We start from the raw sequence: 19,478 nt of genomic DNA on the forward strand, positions 1-19,478 counted from the left end.
CCTTTTTTCGAAGACCGTGAATTCAGCATATGAGCGTTGATAGCACTTTCTGGAGAATGGCGAGACGGGCTGCGCCGATCAGCCGGTACCACCCGGGGAATGCCGCGTACCACCATCCCGCCGTTGCTCGGCTGCGACGGCCTCGTCGCTTCCATGACGCTTCATCCCTGGGGGTGACGGCACCCCGCGTGTCGGCCCGGCGCCGCGCCGGATCACCGCGTCACGCGGGGTGCCGTTCCCTCAGATCGCCCGCACGGGACCGCTGCCCGCGAGCACCTCCGGGCGCAGCAGGTCCGCGAGGCGCTCGGCCGGCAGCAGGCCCTTCTCCAGGACGAGTTCCGCGACGCCCCGGCCGGTGGCGAGGGCCTCCTTGGCGATGTCGGTGGCGGCCGTGTACCCGATGTGCGGGTTGAGGGCGGTCACCAGGCCGATGGAGTTCTCCACGCTCGCGCGCAGCGCCTCGGTGTTGGCGGTGATCCCGTCCACGCAGCGCTCGGCGAGGGTCAGGCACGCGGCGCGCAGATGGGTGACCGACTCCGACAGGGAGTGCAGGATGATCGGCTCGAAGGCGTTGAGCTGGAGCTGTCCCGCCTCGGCGGCCATGGTGATGGTGACGTCGTTGCCGATGACCTCGAAGGCGACCTGGTTGACGACCTCGGGGATCACCGGGTTGACCTTGCCGGGCATGATGGACGAACCGGCCTGCACGGGCGGCAGGTTGATCTCACCGAGTCCCGCGCGCGGCCCGGAGGACAGCAGACGCAGGTCGTTGCAGCTCTTGGAGAGCTTGACGGCGATCCGCTTGAGGACGCCCGACATCTGCACGAACGCGCCGCAGTCCTGCGTGGCCTCGACCAGGTTCGCGGCGGTCACGAGAGGCAGCCCGGTGATCGCAGCGAGGTGACGGCGGGCCGACTCCGCGTATCCGGCCGGAGCGTTGAGGCCCGTGCCGATCGCCGTGGCACCCAGGTTGATCTCATGGATCAACTCGACGGCCTCGTCAAGACGGCTGCGGTCCTCGTCGATCATGACGGCATACGCGGAGAACTCCTGACCGAGCGTCATCGGCACCGCGTCCTGCAACTGTGTGCGGCCCATCTTGAGCACATCGCGGAACTCGACGGCCTTGCGGGCGAAGGCGTCCTGCAGGACCGACATCGCCTTGAGCAGTCCGTGCACCGCGAACACCGTCGCGATCTTGACCGCGGTCGGGTAGACGTCGTTGGTGGACTGGCCGAGGTTGACGTCCTCGTTGGGGTGCAGGAACTGGTACTGGCCCTTGTCGTGGCCCAGCAGTTCCAGCGCCCGGTTGGCGACGACCTCGTTGGCGTTCATGTTGGTCGAGGTGCCGGCGCCGCCCTGGACGACGTCGACGACGAACTGGTCGTGCAACTTGCCGTCGCGTATCTCACGGCAGGCCTCGACGATCGCGGCGGCCTTGCGGGGCTCCAGCAGACCGAGCTCCTCGTTGGCGAGGGCGGCGGCCTCCTTGACGGCGGCGAGGGCGTCGATCAGGTGCGGGTACGCGGAGATCGGGGTGCCCGTGATGGGGAAGTTCTCCGTGGCGCGCAGGGTGTGGACGCCCCAGTAGGCCTCGGCGGGGACGTCGCGGTCCCCGAGCAGGTCGTGTTCGCTTCGGGTGGCGGCGGCGGTCATGGGTGAGCGAGTCCTCTTCTTTGAGGTTCTACGAGACGTTCTTTGTGGGTCTACGAGACGTTCTTTGTGGGTTTACGAGATGGTGGGTCAGGCGTAGGTGACGGCGCTGACCGGGTCGAGCGCGCGTACCGGCCGGACGCTGCCGACCGGTTCGCCGCCGCCGAGCAGCGGCTCCCCCGCGAACTCGCCGAGCAGGTTCGGGTCGACCCCGGCCCGGGCGAGGGCGGCGGCGGTGACGGGTATGCGGGCCCGGTTCGCCCCGTCGGCGATCTTCACGGCGACGGCCCGGCCGTCGGGCAGCGCGGCGACCTCCACACCCTCGAAGCCGTCCTTGGCGAGGAGCCCGGGCACTGCCCGCATCAGCGCGGCGACGTCGCGGCCGGAGCCGGACGCCATCTCGGCGTGCTCGCGCATCGCGTCCGCGACCCGCGCCTCGGGGGTGCCGGGCGGGGCGGTGGTGATGCGGGCGGCGGCCCGGGCGAGGCCGTGCAGGGAGACGGAGAACAAGGGCGCGCCGCAGCCGTCGACGGTCACGCGGGCGATGTGCTGTCCGGTGAGATCCTCGACGATCTCCGCGATGGCCCGCTGGAGCGGGTGGGCGGGGTCGAGATAGTCCTCCAGGGACCAGCCGTTGAGCTTGCAGGTGTACAGCATCGCCGCGTGCTTGCCGGAGCAGTTCTGGGCGAGCCGCGAGGGCAGGCGGCCCTCGCGGACCCAGGCGTCCCTGACGACCGGGTCGTACGGCAGGTCGGGGACGTTGCGCAGGTCGTCCTCGGTGACGTCGGCGAGTTCGAGGATGCGTCGGGTGCCGGCGAGGTGGCGTTCCTCACCGGAGTGGCTGGCGGCAGCGAGTGACAGCAGTTCCCCGTCGAGCGGCAGCCCCGCCCGCACCATGGCGACGGCCTGGACAGGCTTGAGCGCCGAGCGCGGGTAGGAGGCGACCTCGACATCGCCCAGTTGGAACCGGATCTCGCCGTCGGCGCCGAGGACGACGACGGAACCGTAGTGGATGCCCTCGATCACCCCACCGCGTACGAGGTGGGCGACGGGAGCGTGGAGGGGTTCACGGACGGCGGGTGCGTCGGCGAGGGAACTGCTGTACATCACTGCCTGTTCACTGGTGGTGGGCGTCGGCCGGCGCCGGGGTCAGGCGCCGGCCTTGGTCGAGGTGCGCGCCACGCGGGCACGGACGGCGTACCAGCCCGCGACCAGCGCTGCGACGATCAGCGGCAGGCACAGCACGGTGGTGCGTCCGGCGCCGCCGTCGGCGTACATGAGGACCAGGACGGTGGCGAGGAACGCCAGCGTCACGAGTTCGGTCCAGGGGGATCCCGGCAGTCGGTAGCCGGGGCGGGTCAGCTCGCCCTTCTGGGTCTTCTGCCAGAAGAGCAGGTGACAGATCATGATCATGCCCCAGGTGGCAAGGATACCGATCGCCGCGAAGTTGAGCACGATCTCGAAGGCGTCGGCGGGCACGACGAAGTTGAGGCCGACACCGAGAACGCAGATGCCGCTGGTCAGCAGGATGCCGCCGTACGGGACCTGACTGCGGCTCATGACCGAGGTGAACTTCGGGGCGGAGCCGGACATCGCCATGGAGCGCAGGATGCGGCCGGTGGAGTACAGGCCGGAGTTGAGCGAGGACATGGCCGCGGTGAGCACGACGAGGTTCATCACGCCGCCCGCGGCGGGGATGCCGACGTTGGACAGGACGGTGACGAAGGGGCTCTCGCCGGACGTGTACTTGTTCCAGGGCAGCAGCATCGACAGCAGGACGACCGAACCGACGTAGAACAGTCCCACGCGCCACATGATCGAGTTGATCGCCTTCGGCATGATCTTCTCGGGGTTCTCGGTCTCGCCGGCGGCGACGCCGACGAGTTCGACGGAGGCGTAGGCGAAGACGACGCCCTGGATGATCAGCAGCATGGGCAGCAGGCCGTTGGGAAAGACGCCGCCGTTGTCGGTGATCAGGGAGGGGCCGGGGGTGGCGCCGTCGACGGGGTGCTGGGTGACCAGCAGGTAGATGCCGATACACATGAACACGACCAGCGCACTGACCTTGACGATGGCGAACCAGAACTCCAGTTCGCCGAAGATCTTCACCGAGATCAGGTTCACGGTGAGGACGACGGCCAGGGCGATCAGCGCGATCACCCACTGCGGGATGTCGGAGAACATGCCCCAGTAGTGGGTGTAAGTGGCGACCGCGGTGATGTCGGCGATGCCGGTGGTGGCCCAGTTGAGGAAGTACATCCAGCCGGCCGTGTAGGCGCCCTTCTCGCCGAGGAACTCACGAGCGTACGACACGAAGGCGCCGGAGGAGGGCCGGTACAGGACGAGTTCGCCCAGGGCGCGCACGACCAGGAAGGCGAAGACGCCGCAGACCGCGTAGGCGATGAACAGGGAGGGCCCGGCGTCGGCGAGCCGGCCGCCCGCGCCGAGGAAGAGGCCGGTGCCGATGGCTCCGCCGATGGCGATCATGTTGACGTGCCGGGACTTCAGGGACTTGCTGTAGCCCGCGTCGCCGGCGTCGACGTGAGGGGAGGATGGGCGCGTCTCGTCTTTGAGGAACTGCTCGCTCACGCCTCGGTTCCGCCTTCCGTGGGGGTGTCCGTGCGCGGGGAGCGCACGATGTCGGTGAGGGTTGTCTCGACGCGGTCGAGGTGGTGGGACATGGCCTCCACCGCGTCGTGTTCGGAACCGTCCATCAGGGCCTCGACGATGGCCCGGTGCTCGCGGTTGGACTGCTCGCGCCGTCCGCCCAGCTCGTTGAGGAAGGCCGACTGACGCGCCAGTGCGTCGCGGATCTCCTCGATGACCCGGCGGAAGACCGGGTTCTGGGCGGCCTCGGCCACGGCGAGGTGGAAGAGGGTGTCCATCGCGACCCACGCGGTGGTGTCCGTCTCCCGCTCCATGCGGTCGAGGAGATGAGCCAGGTGATCCAGGTTCTCCGGGGTGCGACGCCGCGCCGCGTACCCGGCGACCGGGATCTCGACGTGGCGGCGCACCTCCAGCAGGTCGCTGGCCGCGTAGTCGCCGAAGGTGGGATCCTCGACGGCACTCGCGACGACGAAGGTGCCCTTGCCGGTCCTGGAGACCGTCAGACCCATGGTCTGCAGGGCGCGCAGGGCCTCCCGCAGTACGGGCCGGGACACCTCGAGGGTGCGGCAGAGCTCCGCCTCGGAGGGGAGCTTGTCGCCGATCGTGTAGTCGCCGCGCTCGATGGCGCCGCGAAGATGGGTGAGCACCGCTTCCATGGCGCTGATGCGCCGCGGGACCCGACCGGCTGTCTGGCTGTCTGACAGGTTCACGGGAGAGATACTCCGGGTGACCCGAGGGTGGTGTCAAGGGCGACGAATGGAGAGATTCAGCGGGCGCGAAGCCTGAAACCAGACTTCACGCCCGCCGCCGGCCGGCTGCGCTCAGCTGCTCAGGGCGCCCGTGGCCAGCAGTCCGAAGAGCAGGACGCCCACCACGATCCGGTAGACCACGAAGGCGTTGAAGGAGTGCTTGGCGACGAACTTCAGCAGCCAGGCGATGGAGGCGTAGGCCACGACGAAGGACACCACCGTGCCCACGACCAGCGGCGCCGCGCCCGCACCCGTGCCCAGGGCGTCCTTGAGTTCGTAGAGGCCGGCGCCGGTGAGGGCGGGAATGCCGAGGAAGAAGGAGAGGCGGGTGGCGGCGACCCGGTCGAGGTCGAGGATGAGGGCCGTGGACATGGTCGCGCCGGAGCGGGAGAAGCCGGGGAAGAGCAGGGCGAGGATCTGGGAGCTGCCGACCAGCATCGCGTCCTTGAGCGAGGTGTCGTCCTCGCCGCGCTTGTGGCGGCCCATCTGGTCGGCCGCCCACATCACGCCGCTGCCGACGAGCAGCGAGGCGGCGACCACCCAGAGGGAGGCGAGGGGGCCCTCGATGAGCGGCTTGGCAGCCAGGCCGACGGCGACGATCGGGATCGTCGCGTAGATCACCCACCAGGCGAACTTGTAGTCGTGGTGGTACCGCTCGTCTCGGTTCGCCAGGCCGCGACCCCACGCGGAGACGATCCGCACGATGTCCTTGAAGAAGTACACGAGCACCGCGGCGATCGCGCCCACCTGGATGACGGCCGAGAACCCGACGACGGCGTCGTCGTCGACCGGGATGCCCATCAGCCCCTCGACGATCTTCAGATGTCCCGTGGAGGAGACCGGAAGGAACTCGGTCACCCCCTCGACGGCTCCGAGGACGACGGCCTGACCGACGGAGATGGCGCTCATGGAATCCAGTTCTGGAGGGTGGGTCGACAGTGCTGGGGGCAGTCCTATCAGGCGGGGGTGTACCGCGGCGCCTACGACCACAGAGCCTGCGCGACCCAGACCCCGGCGAACGCCGCCGCGAGACCCGCCGCGACGCTCGCGACGACGTTGGCGGCGGCGTAGAGACCCGCGCCGGTCTCGGTCAGCCGCAGCGTCTCGTACGAGAACGTGGAGTACGTCGTCAGGGCCCCGCACAGGCCGGTGCCGAGGAAAAGCTGCAGGTGGGAACCGGCGACCCCGACCGAGACGGCACCGGTCAGCAGGCCGAGGACCAGGCAGCCGACGACGTTGACCACGAAGGTGCCCCAGGGAAAGACCGAATCGTGCCGGGACTGCACCGTGCGGTCGGTGAGATAGCGGAGGGGGGCGCCTATCACCCCACCGGCGACGACCAGCAGCCAGTTCACAACGACTTCTTACCCTTCCTGCCCGGTTCGCCGCCTTTGCCCTCTCGGCTCTCCCGGCCCACGTACCGGATGACCTCGCAGTCGTCGAGGATCACCAGCCCTTCGGTGACCAGTTCGTCGAGCTGCGGCAGGAAGGCGCGCACGCGCTCCTCCGAGTCGACGATCACGATCGCCACCGGCAGGTCCTCGCTCAGGGACAGCAGCCGGGAGGTGTGGATGAGGGAGGACGCGCCGTAGCCCTCGATGCCCCGGAAGACACTGGCCCCGGCGAGTCCGGCCGCGTGGGCCCGGTGCACGATCTCGCTGTAGAGGGGCTTGTGGTGCCAGATGTCGTTCTCGCCGACGAACACGGTCACGCGCAGGGCGCTGCCGGTCAGCCTCGTCATCGCTGCCTCCTCAGGACGCGACGCGTCGCCGTAGCCGCCAGCCACACCGCCACGAGCGCCGCGAGGAGGGTCGCGGCGAGATAGGCGAGGGCCGTGCCGGGACGGCCCTTGTCCAGCAGCCTCTGGATGTCGACGGCGTATGTCGAGAAGGTGGTGAAGCCGCCCAGCACACCCGTCCCGAAGAAAGGCCGCAACAGCCGGTGGGGCGCGGTCATCGCCTCGGTGACGACCACCAGGAACACGCCGATCACGGCACAGCCGACGACGTTGACCCACAAGGTCGTCCAGGGGAAGCCGCCGGTCCGCGTGGGCCACCAGAGTGAGGCCGCGTACCGGGCCGACGCGCCGATCGCGCCGCCGACCGCGACCACCCCGACGACGGGCAGCTGCCCGCGCCGGGCGGGCCGCCGCGGGGCGGGGGCGCGGACGCTCTCGGCTTCCGGGACTGTCATGTCGTACGTCTCCTGCCTCGGCCCCCACCACCGCTCCCGGGGTGATCACGGCCGGTCAACAGGGTAACGCCGGACTCACCCCTCGGCGGGGGCCTCGCACACCGCGACCCCCCGCTCCCACAGGCTCCCGAGGACCAGGTGGCCGCCGGTCTCGCAGACGCTGGTGACCATGCGGAAGCCGGAGCGACGGCGGGCCAGCCGGTGGATGATGCGGGCGTCGTCGTCGAGCGCCACCACCCCGATGGTGCCGGTGGGACGGAAGGGGGCGCGGACGGCCGCGCGGGCGGCGGTCCGGCGTACGGCGGGCGGGGTGCGGTGGAGCAGGTCGAGCGGCGGGACGCGCGGTCCGGCCAGTGCCACCCAGATCGGCCCGTTTCGTCCGTCGCGCCACACGTTGTCGGGCATGCCCGGCAGGTTCTCCACGAAGGGCTCGCTCCGGCCGGCCTTCGGGCCGGTGAGCCAGTAGCGGGTGAGCCGGTACGCGGACGTCTCGGCGACGACCACGAAGGAGCCGTCGGAGCTCGCGGCCAGTCCGTTGGCGAAGTGGAGGCCCTCCAGGAGGACCTCGGGTGTGGTGCTGCCGGGGGCCAGGCGCAGCAGCCGGCCCGTGCCGGTGTGTTCGACCAGGTCGCCGATCCACTGGTCGAAGGGGTAGCGGCGGCTGGAGACGGTGAAGCAGACGCTGTCGTCGGGCAGGGCGATCACGTTGCTGCAGAACCGCAGCCGCTCCCCCGCCGCCGTGTCCGCGAGGACGTGGACGGTGCCGTCGTCGAGGCCGATCCGCAGCAGTCCGCGCTCGGCGTCGCAGACCAGCAGGGTCTCGTCGTCGAGGACTTCGAGGCCGAGCGGCCGGCCGCCGGTCTCGGCGAGCACCTCGACACGGGCCCCGGCGGGGTCCGTGAGTCCGTCGAGGCGCAGGATCCGCCCGTCCTCCACGCCCGTCAGCACACGGCCGTGGCCGTCGGCGACCACGTCCTCCGGGCCGCGGGCGCCGATGTCGACGTACCGGCGGGGTACCAGGGTCGCGGGACGGTTCACGTTCTTCATCAGCGCTTCTCTACCAGCCTTTCTCGAACATCCGGGCGACCTCGGCGATACGCATCTCGTCCCGACGGTAGTAGGAGCGGCGCCGGATCCGGCGGACGCGGAGCAGGCCGAGGTCGGCGAGCAGGGTGAGGTGGGTCTCGGCGACCTGGCGGCGTACGCCGAGCTTGGCCGCGACGGCGTCCGCGCCGACCCCGTCCTCGACGAGGTCGGCGTGTCGCTGCGGTGGGAAGTGCGCGGCCGGGTCCTTCAGCCATTCCAGGATGTCCAGGCGTCGCTCACCGACAGGAGTCCTCAGCATGTCGTTCCCCTCTGTCCGAGCCTCCTCTTACCGAGTCTTCCCACTGTTCCGCAGCGGACGCGGCCGTGTCCGCCACTCCGCCACCCTTGTCCGGGATCGAACGCCTTTACGACACAAGGCCGTTCGGCTCCTTTCCCCGGAAACACGGGCGGGGGCCCGGCCGCTGACGCGCGGCCGGGCCCCCTGATCGAGCGGGTCGAGGGTTCAGCGGTGGCTGAACCACGACATCGACGAGAGCGCCTTGTCGTCGTAACCGAACAGGGCCTGGTTCTCCCAGCCGTTGCCGGAGGAGGCGTCGGCCGGGTCCCAGCCGTTGCCGGTGACCGCGGTCCAGGTCGCCTCCCAGTAGAAGACGCCGAGGCCACGGCCGTTCGGCACGGCCTCCACGATGTTCGCCACCGTGTTCATCCACGCCGTCTGCCCGGCCACGGTCGCGGGGTAACCGGAGACGAGCTCACCGGTGGTGTCGATCTGGTTGATGAGCGAGTCGTCGCTGTCCAGACGGAACGGGTAGGACGTCTCGGCGACGAAGACCGGCTTGCCGTAGCGGGAGGCCGCGTCGTCGAGCGTGGTCTGGAAGTCGGAGAGCGGACCGTGCCAGTAGCCGTAGTACGACAGGCCGATCGCGTCGAACTTCACACCGCTCGAGACCGCGCTGTCGAACCACCACCGGGTGCCGTCCAGGTCGCCGCCCTCGGCCAGGTGCAGGGCGACGGTGGTGGACGAGTTGACCGTTTTGACCGCGTCGTAGCCGGAGTTGAGCAGACCGGCGAGCTGCGACCAGTTGGAGGTGGATCCCTCGTTCCACAGCATGCCGCCGTTGATCTCATTGCCCACCTGGACCATGTCGGCGGTGGTGCCCTGAGCCTTCAGCGCGTTCAACACGTCGTACGTGTGGTTGTACACGTCCGTCTTGAGTTGGCTGTACGAGTGGCCCGCCCAGGCCGCCGGCTTGTTCTGCTTGCCCGGGTCGGCCCAGCTGTCCGAGTAGTGGAAGTCGACCAGCAGCTTCATGCCGGCCGCCTTGACGCGCTTGGCCAGCGCCAGCACGCGCGTCTTGTTGTTGTAGCCGTCGGCCGGGTTCACCCAGACCTTCAGGCGCGCGTAGTTCATCCCGGCGTTCTTGAGGATGGTGACCGCGTCGCCGGTGCTGCCGGAACTGGTCCTGTAGACGCCGCCCTTGGCCTCGCTCTTGGGAAGGGACGAGATGTCGGAACCCTTGACCGTCAGGCCGGTCGTGCCGGACGTGAAGGTCAGGTCGTCGACATTGATCCAGTTGCCCGCGTTCGCGTCACTGTTGATGCTGATGGTGCACTGGTTGTTGGTCACCTTGACCGGCACGACGATACGGATCCATCCGCTCGCCGACACCGGCAGGTCGGTGCGCTGCTCCGTGCCGCCGCAGTTCTTCAGGGCTATGTAGGCGGACTTCTGGCCGCCGCCGGAGCGGACCCAGGCGGTGAGCTTGTAGCTGCCGTTGGTCAGCCCCGACAGGTACTGGTACGTCTCCACCTTGTACGCGGTGGACGCCCAGTGGGACAGGCGGTAGCTCCCGGCGTGGCCGCCGGACTCCGAGAACGAGGCGCCCGTGTCGCCGTACTCGGACCAGCCGCCGGGCGTGGCCGAGCCGGCGCCGTCGGATTCGAAGCCGCCGTTCGTGAGCGTGCTCGCTGCCTGCGCGGTCTGCGCCGGCAGCGCGGTCAGGGCCAGCCCGGCTGCGAGCGGGAGCAGCAGGGCCCGGAGGGTGCGTCTGGGATGGAACATCGTCGTCCGTCGTCCCTTCGACGTGATCAGGATGAAGGTTCCCTCGGAGGGTGAGGGGCCCCTCCGCCCGCGGCTCGCGGCTCGCACGGGCGGAGAGGAGTCGGCTCAGCCGTCGAGTCGGACGACCCGGACGGCTCCCGCCGGGACCGCGAGGCGGCCGGCGGCGCGTTCGCCGGTGAGCAGCTCGGTGCCGGGGGCGTCGAGCGGCACCTTGGCGTCGGTGGCGGTGTGGTTGATCGCGAACAGGTAGCTGCCCGACTCGCCGGTGCGGCGGACCAGTTCGACGTCGCGGGGCAGGTCGGCGCGCGGGGCGAGGCTCGCGTCGTCGGCGGCCCAGCCGAGGAGCGCGTCGAGGCCCTCGGCGCCCAGGCGGGTGGAGACGTACCAGGCCGTGCCCTCGCCGAGGCGGTGCCGGGTGACGGCCGGGTGCCCTGCGGTGAGGCCGTCGGCGTACGTCCAGACGGTCTCGGCGCCGCGCGGCACCACGAACTCCGTCCACACGTCGCCGGCGAGTTCGGAGCCGTCGGGCCCGGTGATGCGCGCACGCTCGCCTGGGAGGAGGGGCGAGAACTCCTCCACGGTGAGGCCGAGGACATCGCGCAGGGCGCCGGGGTAGGCGCCCTCGTGGACGGCGTCGTGCTCGTCGACGATGCCGGAGAAGTACGACACGACGAGGGTGCCGCCGTTCTCGACGTACGCCCGGAGGTTGCGTCCGGCCGCCTCCGTCATCAGGTAGAGGGCCGGAACAACGACAAGGGGATACCTCGACAAGTCGGCTTCCGGGTGGGCGAAGTCGACGGTGAGGTGGCGGTCGTAGAGGGCCTCGTAGAAGGCGTCGGCGCGCTCGCGCGGGTCGTGGTCCTCGCTGGGGCGCCACTGGAGGTTCTGCGCCCACCAGGAGTGCCAGTCCCACAGGAGGGCCACGTCGGCCTGGGTGCGGGTGGAGCGGATCTGGCTCAGCGAGTCGAGGGATGCGCCGAGTTCGACGACCTCGCGCCACACGCGCGTGTCGGTGCCGCCGTGCGGCAGCATCGCGGAGTGGAACTTCTCGGCGCCGCGCCGGGACTGCCGCCACTGGAAGAACAGGGCGCCGTCGGAGCCGCGGGCCACGTGGCCGAGGGAGTTGCGGGCCATCTGGCCGGGTGCCTTGGCCGGGTTGCGGGGCTGCCAGTTGACGCCGGAGGTGGAGTGTTCCAGGAGCAGCCAGGGGGCGCCGCCGGCGACGGAGCGGGTGATGTCGGCGGCCATCGCGAGGTTGACGTGGGTGCGGCGGCCGTCGGTGATCAGGTAGTGGTCGTTGGTGACGATGTCGACCTCGCGGCCCCAGGCCCAGTAGTCGACGGAGTCGCACTGGCTGAGGGCCGTCATGAAGTTGGTGGTGACCGGGACGCCAGGTGAGAGGCGGTGCAGGATGTCCCGCTCCGCCACGAAGTTCTCGCGCATGGTGGCGTCGGCGAAGCGCTTGTAGTCCAGCGCCTGGCCGGGGTTGCCGACGGTGGGGGTACGGCGCGGCGGGTTGATCTCGTCGAAGTCCGCATAGCGCTGGCCCCAGAAGGCGGTGCCCCAGGCCTCGTTGACGGCTTCGACCGTGCCGTACGCGCCGCGTAGCCAGCGGCGGAAGTGGGCTGCGCAGGACTGGCAGTAGCAGGCGGAGACGGGGACGCCGTACTCGTTGTGCACGTGCCACATCGCGAGGGCCGGGTGGTCGCCGTAGCGCTCGGCGAGCTTCGCGGTGATGGTCGCGGCGGCGGCGCGGTAGTCGGCGTTGCTGTGACAGATGGCGGCGCGGGAGCCGAACTCGTAGCGCGTGCCGTCCTCGGCCACGGGCAGTGCCTCGGGGTGCGCGCGGTAGAACCAGACGGGCGGGGTGACGGTGGGGGTGCCCAGGTCGACGCGGATGCCGTTCTCGTGGAGCAGGTCGATGATCCTGTCGAGCCAGCCGAAGTCGTACACACCGGGTGAGGGTTCCAGCAGGGCCCAGGAGAAGATGCCGGCACTCACCAGGGTGACGCCGGCCTCCCGCATCAGCCGGACGTCCTCGTGCCAGACGCTTTCCGGCCACTGCTCGGGGTTGTAGTCCCCACCGAAGGCGAGCCTGGTGAGGCCCCGGGGGGTGGTCTCCGGCATGGATGTCTCCCGTTTTGGTCGATCATTTGGGAACGTGCACACACCTCTGCGGCGGTGCGAGCCCAACATAACCGCACAGCAACAACCATTGACAAGTGTCCGGGATGTTTCTCTACTGTGAACGCTCACAGAAGCATGGCAGGTTCTCGCAGCAGGCGAGAGCCCAGGTCAGGGGAGAAAAATCCATGCCGAACACGCAGCGCCGGCGACTCTTCAGAGGCGCGGCCGCCGCAGTCGCCGTCACGCTCGGCGCCACCGCCCTCGCCGCTTGCGGGTCGACCGACAAGGACAGCGAGGCCGAGTCCGGACCCGTCTCACTCACGTACTGGACGTGGACGCCCGGCATGGACAAGGTCGTAGACCTGTGGAACAAGGGGCCGGGGAAGAAGGACCAGATCACGGTCACGGTGAAGAAGCAGGCGTCCGGCGACACGCTGATCACCAAGATCCTCACCGCGCACAAGGCCGGCAAGGCGCCGGACCTGGTGCAGGCCGAGTACCAGGCGCTGCCGACGCTGGTCAGCAATGACGCGTTGGCGGACATAGCGAAGAACGTCGGGGAGGCGAAGGACAAGTTCGCCGAGGGCGTCTGGCAGCAGACGACGCTGGGCACGGACGCGGTCTACGCGGTGCCGCAGGACATCGGCCCGATGATGTTCTACTACCGCGAGGACCTGTTCAAGAAGTACGGCCTGACGGTCCCGACGACGTGGGAGCAGTTCGCCGAGACCGCCCGCGCGTTGAAGAAGAAGTCCCCGGACACGGACCTCACCACGTTCTCCGCCAACGACTCCGGTCTCTTCGCGGGCCTCGCCCAGCAGGCCGGCGCCAAGTGGTGGACGACCTCCGGCGACAAGTGGCAGGTCGGCATCGACGACGCCGCGACCGAGAAGGTCGCGAAGTTCTGGGGCGACCTCGTCAAGGAGGGCGCCGTCGACAACCAGCCGATGTACACCCCGGCCTGGAACAAGGCGCTCAACACGGGCAAGCAGATCGCCTGGGTCAGCGCGGTGTGGGCGCCGGGCACGCTGACCACGGCGGCCCCCGACACCAAGGGCAAGTGGGCGATGGCCCCGCTCCCCCAGTGGTCGGACACCAGGAACGTCACCGGCAGCTGGGGCGGCTCCTCCACGGGCGTCACCACGGACTCCAAGCACAAGGAGGCCGCCGCGAAGTTCGCCGCCTGGCTGAACACCGACGGCGACGCCCTCAGCGCGCTCGCGAAGGAGGGCGGTATCTACCCGGCCTCCTCGTCCGCCCAGCTCAGCGGCGCCTTCACCACTCCGCCGGACTACTTCTCCAACCAGCCGGACTTCTACAGCGAGGCCGCGAAGATCGCCAAGACCACGGCGCCGTCCGCGTGGGGCCCGAACGTGAACGTCGCCTACACGACCTTCAAGGACGCCTTCGGCGCGGCCGCCAAGAACAAGTCGGACTTCTCCGCCGCTCTGAAGAAGATGCAGGCCGACACGGTGGCCGACATGAAGAAGCAGGGCTTCGAGGTCTCCGAGTGACCAGCGCACGCCGGAAGTCGTACGGGGTCAAGGGGGCCCCGTACGCCTTCCTCCTCCCCGCAACGATCCTCTTTTCCCTGTTCTTCGCACTGCCCATCGGGTACGCGATCTGGCTCAGCTTCCACAAGGTGAAGGTCTCCGGGCTCGGCCTGGGCTCTGGCGCCCGCAGGGAGGTCTGGGCCGGTGTGGAGAACTACACCGACGCCCTCACCGACAGCGAGCTGGTGGACGGCGCGCTGCGCGTGCTCGGCTACGGCTGCATCGTCGTCCCGGTGATGCTGGGCCTGGCGCTGCTGTTCGCGCTGATGCTCGACTCCGACAAGGTGCGGCTCGCCCCGTTCACCCGGCTCGCGATCTTCCTGCCGTACGCCATCCCCGGTGTCGTGGCGGCGCTGCTGTGGGGCTTCCTGTACCTGCCGGACGTCAGCCCCTTCTACTTCGTGCTCGACAAGCTGGGGATGCCGCAGCCGGACCTGCTGGACGGCGGTCCGCTGTACCTCGCCCTGTCGAACATCGCGGTCTGGGGCGGTACCGGCTTCAACATGATCGTCATCTACACCTCGCTGCAGGCCATCCCGGTCGAGGTGTACGAGGCGGCGAAGCTCGACGGAGCGACCCCGCTGCAGATCGCGCTCAGGATCAAGATCCCGATGGTGGCGCCCTCGCTGGTGCTGACCTTCTTCTTCTCGATCATCGCGACGCTCCAGGTGTTCAACGAGCCGACGACCCTCAAGCCGCTCACCAACTCCGTGTCCACGACGTGGAGTCCCCTGATGAAGGTGTACCGGGACGCGTTCGGCACGGGTGACATCTACCAGGCGGCCGCCGAGGCCGTGATCATCGCCCTCGCCACGCTGGTGCTGTCGTTCGGCTTCCTGCGGGCCGCGAACCGCCGTAACAAGCAGGAGGCAGCAGGATGAGTTCTCTTGCCGTCCGCAAGACCGCCCCGGTGGCCGGCACCACGCCCGGCACCGCCCAGGGTCCGCCGCTGCGGCGCCGTATCGCCCTGGTCCCGACCATCACCCTTCTCCTCGGCGCGATCTACTGTCTGCTGCCGGTGGCCTGGGTCGTGATCGCGTCCACCAAGTCGGGCAGTGAGCTGTTCTCCACGTTCACGTTCCTGCCCGGCAGCGGCTTCACCGACAACCTCAAGGACCTCAACGCCTACCGCGACGGCATCTACTGGCAGTGGATGGGCAACTCCGCCCTCTACGCCGGGCTCGGCGCCCTGCTGTCGACGTGTGTGTCGGCGTTCAGCGGCTACGCGCTGGCGATCTACCGCTTCCGCGGCCGGGAGACGATCTTCAACGTGCTGCTGGCCGGCGTGCTGATGCCGCCGGTGATTCTCGCCATCCCGCAGTACCTGCTGCTGGCGAAGGCCGACCTCACGGACTCGTACCTGTCCGTGCTGCTGCCGCAGATCCTCTCGCCGTACGGCGTCTACCTCGCCCGTATCTACGCGGCCGCGGCCGTTCCCGCCGACGTGGTGGAGGCCGGGCGGATGGACGGGGCGAGCGAGTGGCGGATCTTCACCCGGATCGCGCTGCCGATGATGGTGCCCGGACTGGTGACGGTGTTCCTGTTCCAGTTCGTGGCGGTGTGGAACAACTTCCTGCTGCCGTACATCATGCTCAGCGACGACGAGAGGTTCCCGATCACGCTCGGTCTGTTCACGCTCCTCGAGCAGGGTGCCAACACCCCGGCGCTGTACACGCTGGTGATCACGGGAGCGTTCCTCGCGGTGATCCCGCTGGTCGCCCTCTTCCTGGTCATCCAGCGGTTCTGGAGCCTGGATCTGCTGTCCGGGGCCGTAAAGTCATGACCATGAGCAATGCGGGGGCCCGGCGCAAACCGCCGACGATCCACGACGTGGCGCGCGAGGCAGGGGTCTCACGGGGCACCGTCTCGCGCGTGCTCAACGGCGGTCACTACGTCAGCCCGACCGCGCAGGAAGCGGTGAACGCCGCGATCAAGAAGACGGGTTACGTCGTCAACCGGCACGCCCGCTCACTGATCACGGGGCGCTCGGACTCCATCGGTTTCCTGCTGACGGAACCGCAGGAGCGGTTCTTCGAGGACCCCAACTTCAACGTCCTGTTGCGCGGCTGCACGCAGGCGCTGGCCGCGCACGACATCCCGCTGCTGCTGATGCTGGCGGGAACCGAGGACGAACGGCGGCGCATCACGCGGTACATCACCGCCGGGCACGTCGACGGGGTGCTGCTGGTCTCCAGCCACTCCGGGGACCCCGTCGCCGAGGAACTGCGTGAGTCGGGCGTGCCGTTGGTCGCGTGCGGCAAGCCGATCGGGCTGGGCTCCAAGGTGAGTTACGTGGCAGCCGACGACCGGGACGGCGCGCGGGACATGGTCCGTCATCTGCTGTCACGCGGGCGGCGACGGGTGGGCGTGGTCACCGGCCCGCTGGACACCCCGGGCGGTGTCGAACGCCTCGCCGGCTACAAGGAGGTCCTCTCCGCGGAGGGCGTCGAGATCGACGAGCGTCTGATCGTCTCCGGCGACTACAGCCGGGCCAGCGGCGAGGCGGGCGCCGAGCGGCTGCTCGCGCAGGCCCCCGACATGGACGCGGTGTTCGTCGCGTCCGACCTGATGGCGCAGGGCGTGCTCACGGCACTGCGGCGGGCCGGCCGCAGCGTCCCCGAGGACGTCGCGGTCGGCGGCTTCGACGACTCCCCCGCGGCCACCGCCGCCAACCCGGCCCTCACCACCATCCGCCAGCCCTGGGACCGCATCAGCAGCGAGATGGTCCGCGTCCTCCTCGCCCAGATTGGGGGCGAGGATCCGGCGGCGGTGATCCTTCCTACGGAGTTGGTGCGGCGCGAGTCGACGTGACGACGGAGGCCGGCGCCGGGGGCGGCACCGTCGCACTACGGCCCCGCCGTCGCGGCGCGGTTCGCGGCGACCGGTCAGGATCGGAGAAGCCGTGGGGCGGGTCACCGTCCTAGCGTGGGAACAGCGACGGCATCCGTCGCTGCCATGTCGACCCAAGGAGTGCCTCATGACCGCCGCGCTGAAGACGATCATCTACCCCGTGAAGGACCTCGACCGGGCGAAGGCCCTGTTCAGCGCGCTGCTGGAGGTCGAGCCGTATGCGGACGAGCCGTACTACGTCGGCTTCAAGTCCGCGGGGCAGGACGTGGGCCTGGACCCGAACGGGCATGCCCGGGGGATGACCGGGCCGGTGCCGTACTGGCACGTCGACGACATCCGGGCTCGGCTGGCGGCCCTGCAGGCGGCGGGTGCCGAGGTACTGCAGGACGTCCAGGACGTGGGCGGCGGCAAGCTGATCGCCTTCGTGAAGGACGCGGACGGGAACCTGGTGGGGCTGACCCAGGATCCGGCTGCTTGAGGCTTCCCCGCGCGGCATTAGTTGCATCGTCAACTATGCCCGGATCGGTGTTACCGTGCGGGTATGGCAGCGAAGACGGTCAGCGCAGGGCTCGAGGAGCGGTGGCGGGACATCCTGTCGGTGCACGCGCGCACGATGTGCGAGATCGACCGCGTGCTGCACCCGCACGGACTGGGCGCGAGCGACTTCGAGGTGCTCGACATCCTCGCCGCCGAGGCACCGGCGGAGGGTGACCTGTGCCGGGTGCAGAACCTCGTCGGACGGGTGCATCTCAGCCAGAGCGCGCTGTCCCGCCTCATCGGCCGCCTGGACAAGGAGGGCCTGGTGGAACGCTCCGTGTGCGCGGAGGACCGGCGGGGGGTCTGGGTCGCCCTGACCTCCAAAGGCCGCGAGCTGCACGCGGAGGTACTGCCGCTGCAGCGGAGCGCGCTTGAGCGGATGCTCAACGGAGCCCGACCGTAGGGCCGGGACGGGCGGGACCGAGGCCTGTGAGGCCCCCGGGGCCCGCCACACAGAATCAGCGTGATCCGCGATCCGCGGGACAGGCCCCGGCCCTCACCACTCCTAGCGGGCCAGCAGGGTGCGTACGCCCTCGGAGGTGAGGGTCAGGCTGTGGTTGTTGGCCGCGTCGATGGTGAGCGAGAGTTCGCCGGAGGGCCACTGCGAGGCGAGCGCCCCGAGGGGCACCAGGCGGTAGCGGGAGACGAACGGCAGCAGCTCGGCCATCTCGACCTCCGAGGTGAACACGGGCACGATCACGTCCCCGCCCGGCTGTTCCAGCACGGGCAGCGCGACCGCGCCGGGGTCGGTGGCATCCTCCTCGCGGGCGTCGTCGGGCACCGGCACGAGCACCTCGCTGTGCGCGAGCGTGTCCAGAGCCGTCGTGTCCTCGGTATTGCGGACCAGTGCGTCCAGCGCCTGCTGGGCTGGGGTGGCGGTGTGGTCGTTGGCGGGTGTCTCCATGGCAGGTCCCCTGGTAGCGAGCGGTGCGGTCCCGCCGGCACGTGATCCGTCCGGACGGGGTCTGGCCTCGCGTACCCGACCAGGGCGGAAGCCAATCCTCCTGACGGCGGCGAATCGTGATCAGAGCGGCGGACCGCCAGGGCCGCGGCGCGCTCTCGGCGTGCCCGGGCTGTGCCGTCCCGCCCGGCAGGTGACCACGAGCCGCAACCGAGCCGGAACCACGCGCTACCGGTTCGTCGGCCGCGCCGGGACGGGTGACCGGCCGGGGCGTTTGACCGCGTGGCCGATGATGACCGTCTCCACGCCGTCCACTCCCAGGCCGCCGAGGTCTCGGGTGATGAACCGGTAGAGGTGATCGAGGTCCCGCACCCAGACGGCGGCCTGGAGGTTGGCCGCGCCGGTGGTCGCGAACGCGCCGTGGACGGCCGGATGGGAGCCCAGGGTCCGGCCGACGGCATCCAGACGGTCGGGCGCGACCCGCATCAGCACGTTCGCGTCGATGGACAGCCCGAGCCGCTTCGGATCCACCACGACCTGCGTGCGCAGACGCCCCGTGTCCACGAGCCGGGCGATGCGGCGCCGCACGGTGGAGTCCGGGTGGCCGGTGCGCGCGGCGACGGCGGCCGCCGGGGCTCTTGCGTCGTCCTCCAGGGCGGCGAGGATGTCGCGGTCCACCTGGTCCGACGTGCCCTGTACGTCTGCCCGTTCAGGCGTGAGTGCGGTGCGTTCGGCGTCGCTCAGGGCGCCGTGGCGCCAGTCCGACGCCTCGGCGAACACGTGCAGGATGGTGTCCGCCGTCACCGAGGTGACGGCACGCGTGGCGGGCAGTTCCCGGAAGACCAGGTGGTCACGGGTGCCGGGCCGGGTCAACGAGACGGCGAGGATCTCGTCGCCGGACGCAGACACATCGATGAACGGGATGTCCGGACGTGCCGCCAGCGCGGCCGTGAGGGCGTCCAGCCTGTTCCCGAGCACCCGGATCCGCAGGAGCAGCGCACCGATCGGGTCGGGCCGTGCCGGCAGGGCGATCACCCGGCACACCCCTTCCGCCGCCAGGGCCTGCCAGCGCCGGTGCACCGTGCGCGCGCTCATGCCGAGGACCTCGCCGGCCCGCTCGGCGGTCAGCCTCCCGTCGCACTGCAGCGCTGCGATCAGCCGTTGATCGCGGTCATCCAGTACGGGATTCGCCATCTGGT

General features: G+C 69.9%; 20 protein-coding genes. 6 read left to right on the forward strand and 14 right to left on the reverse strand.

Going from position 1 to position 19,478, the window contains the following annotated elements; all coding sequences use genetic code 11:
• Positions 1-240 precede the first annotated feature (240 nt).
• The 12 genes from aspA to ACFYWX_RS37620 form a co-directional block, all read right to left on the reverse strand.
• Positions 241-1,656 (reverse strand): aspartate ammonia-lyase, encoded by a 1,416-nt coding sequence (gene aspA / locus ACFYWX_RS37565; RefSeq protein ID WP_389429375.1) that lies wholly within the window; start codon positions 1,654-1,656, stop codon positions 241-243.
• A gap of 87 nt (positions 1,657-1,743) precedes the next feature.
• Positions 1,744-2,760: an asparaginase gene (locus ACFYWX_RS37570; protein WP_389429377.1), complete on the reverse strand. Its 1,017-nt coding sequence runs from the start codon at positions 2,758-2,760 to the stop codon at positions 1,744-1,746.
• Positions 2,761-2,802: 42 nt separating this feature from the next.
• On the reverse strand, positions 2,803-4,242 hold the full coding sequence (locus ACFYWX_RS37575; protein ID WP_389429378.1) for an amino acid permease: 1,440 nt from the start codon (positions 4,240-4,242) through the stop codon (positions 2,803-2,805).
• Positions 4,239-4,916, reverse strand: a complete 678-nt coding sequence (locus ACFYWX_RS37580; protein ID WP_389429513.1) for a FadR/GntR family transcriptional regulator — start codon at positions 4,914-4,916, stop codon at positions 4,239-4,241. The genes ACFYWX_RS37575 and ACFYWX_RS37580 overlap by 4 nt, the downstream gene beginning before the upstream one ends.
• Positions 4,917-5,081: 165 nt before the next feature.
• Positions 5,082-5,918, reverse strand: coding sequence for an undecaprenyl-diphosphate phosphatase (locus ACFYWX_RS37585; RefSeq protein ID WP_389429379.1), 837 nt, complete (start codon positions 5,916-5,918; stop codon positions 5,082-5,084).
• 71 nt (positions 5,919-5,989) lie between these two features.
• Complete coding sequence (gene crcB, locus ACFYWX_RS37590) at positions 5,990-6,364, reverse strand: fluoride efflux transporter CrcB (protein WP_389429380.1); 375 nt, start codon at positions 6,362-6,364, stop codon at positions 5,990-5,992.
• A complete protein-coding gene (locus ACFYWX_RS37595; RefSeq protein WP_389429381.1) occupies positions 6,361-6,750 on the reverse strand; it encodes a DUF190 domain-containing protein in 390 nt (129 codons plus the stop codon). Before ACFYWX_RS37595 ends, crcB (ACFYWX_RS37590) begins: the two co-directional genes overlap by 4 nt.
• Positions 6,747-7,202, reverse strand: coding sequence for a fluoride efflux transporter CrcB (gene crcB, locus ACFYWX_RS37600; RefSeq protein ID WP_389429383.1), 456 nt, complete (start codon positions 7,200-7,202; stop codon positions 6,747-6,749). The genes ACFYWX_RS37595 and crcB (ACFYWX_RS37600) overlap by 4 nt, the downstream gene beginning before the upstream one ends.
• 75 nt (positions 7,203-7,277) lie before the next feature.
• The gene (locus ACFYWX_RS37605; RefSeq protein WP_389429514.1) at positions 7,278-8,240 is read right to left on the reverse strand and encodes an SMP-30/gluconolactonase/LRE family protein; all 963 of its coding nucleotides are present in this window, start codon (positions 8,238-8,240) and stop codon (positions 7,278-7,280) included.
• Positions 8,241-8,259: 19 nt separating this feature from the next.
• Positions 8,260-8,547 (reverse strand): ArsR family transcriptional regulator, encoded by a 288-nt coding sequence (locus ACFYWX_RS37610; protein ID WP_389429384.1) that lies wholly within the window; start codon positions 8,545-8,547, stop codon positions 8,260-8,262.
• A 204-nt stretch (positions 8,548-8,751) separates the two neighbouring features.
• Complete coding sequence (locus ACFYWX_RS37615; RefSeq protein WP_389429385.1) at positions 8,752-10,311, reverse strand: arabinogalactan endo-beta-1,4-galactanase; 1,560 nt, start codon at positions 10,309-10,311, stop codon at positions 8,752-8,754.
• Between the two features lie 105 nt (positions 10,312-10,416).
• Positions 10,417-12,438, reverse strand: a complete 2,022-nt coding sequence (locus tag ACFYWX_RS37620; protein ID WP_389429386.1) for a beta-galactosidase — start codon at positions 12,436-12,438, stop codon at positions 10,417-10,419.
• A gap of 185 nt (positions 12,439-12,623) precedes the next feature.
• Between ACFYWX_RS37620 and ACFYWX_RS37625 the strand changes: the two genes are divergently transcribed.
• The 6 genes from ACFYWX_RS37625 to ACFYWX_RS37650 all read left to right on the forward strand — a co-directional run bounded on the left by ACFYWX_RS37625 (position 12,624) and on the right by ACFYWX_RS37650 (position 17,781).
• Complete coding sequence (locus ACFYWX_RS37625; RefSeq protein ID WP_389429387.1) at positions 12,624-13,952, forward strand: ABC transporter substrate-binding protein; 1,329 nt, start codon at positions 12,624-12,626, stop codon at positions 13,950-13,952.
• Entirely contained in the window at positions 13,949-14,872 is a 924-nt protein-coding gene (locus ACFYWX_RS37630) for a carbohydrate ABC transporter permease (protein WP_389429388.1), read from the forward strand. Before ACFYWX_RS37625 ends, ACFYWX_RS37630 begins: the two co-directional genes overlap by 4 nt.
• A complete protein-coding gene (locus ACFYWX_RS37635; protein WP_389429390.1) occupies positions 14,869-15,774 on the forward strand; it encodes a carbohydrate ABC transporter permease in 906 nt (301 codons plus the stop codon). Before ACFYWX_RS37630 ends, ACFYWX_RS37635 begins: the two co-directional genes overlap by 4 nt.
• Positions 15,771-16,802 (forward strand): LacI family DNA-binding transcriptional regulator, encoded by a 1,032-nt coding sequence (locus ACFYWX_RS37640; RefSeq protein ID WP_389429391.1) that lies wholly within the window; start codon positions 15,771-15,773, stop codon positions 16,800-16,802. The genes ACFYWX_RS37635 and ACFYWX_RS37640 overlap by 4 nt, the downstream gene beginning before the upstream one ends.
• A gap of 166 nt (positions 16,803-16,968) precedes the next feature.
• On the forward strand, positions 16,969-17,319 hold the full coding sequence (locus ACFYWX_RS37645; protein ID WP_389429392.1) for a VOC family protein: 351 nt from the start codon (positions 16,969-16,971) through the stop codon (positions 17,317-17,319).
• Between the two features lie 63 nt (positions 17,320-17,382).
• The gene (locus tag ACFYWX_RS37650; RefSeq protein ID WP_389429393.1) at positions 17,383-17,781 is read left to right on the forward strand and encodes a MarR family winged helix-turn-helix transcriptional regulator; all 399 of its coding nucleotides are present in this window, start codon (positions 17,383-17,385) and stop codon (positions 17,779-17,781) included.
• A 102-nt stretch (positions 17,782-17,883) separates the two neighbouring features.
• Here the strand turns inward: ACFYWX_RS37650 and ACFYWX_RS37655 are convergent, their stop codons facing one another.
• Together ACFYWX_RS37655 and ACFYWX_RS37660 are read right to left on the reverse strand one after the other, a co-directional pair.
• Positions 17,884-18,282 carry an SseB family protein gene (locus tag ACFYWX_RS37655; RefSeq protein WP_389429394.1) on the reverse strand — a complete coding sequence of 133 codons (399 nt, stop codon included), beginning with the start codon at positions 18,280-18,282 and terminating at the stop codon, positions 17,884-17,886.
• 225 nt (positions 18,283-18,507) lie between these two features.
• A complete protein-coding gene (locus ACFYWX_RS37660; protein ID WP_389429395.1) occupies positions 18,508-19,473 on the reverse strand; it encodes an AsnC family transcriptional regulator in 966 nt (321 codons plus the stop codon).
• Positions 19,474-19,478 lie beyond the last annotated feature (5 nt).

Source organism: Streptomyces sp. NPDC002888 (assembly GCF_042888465.1).
Lineage (GTDB): Bacteria > Actinomycetota > Actinomycetes > Streptomycetales > Streptomycetaceae > Streptomyces.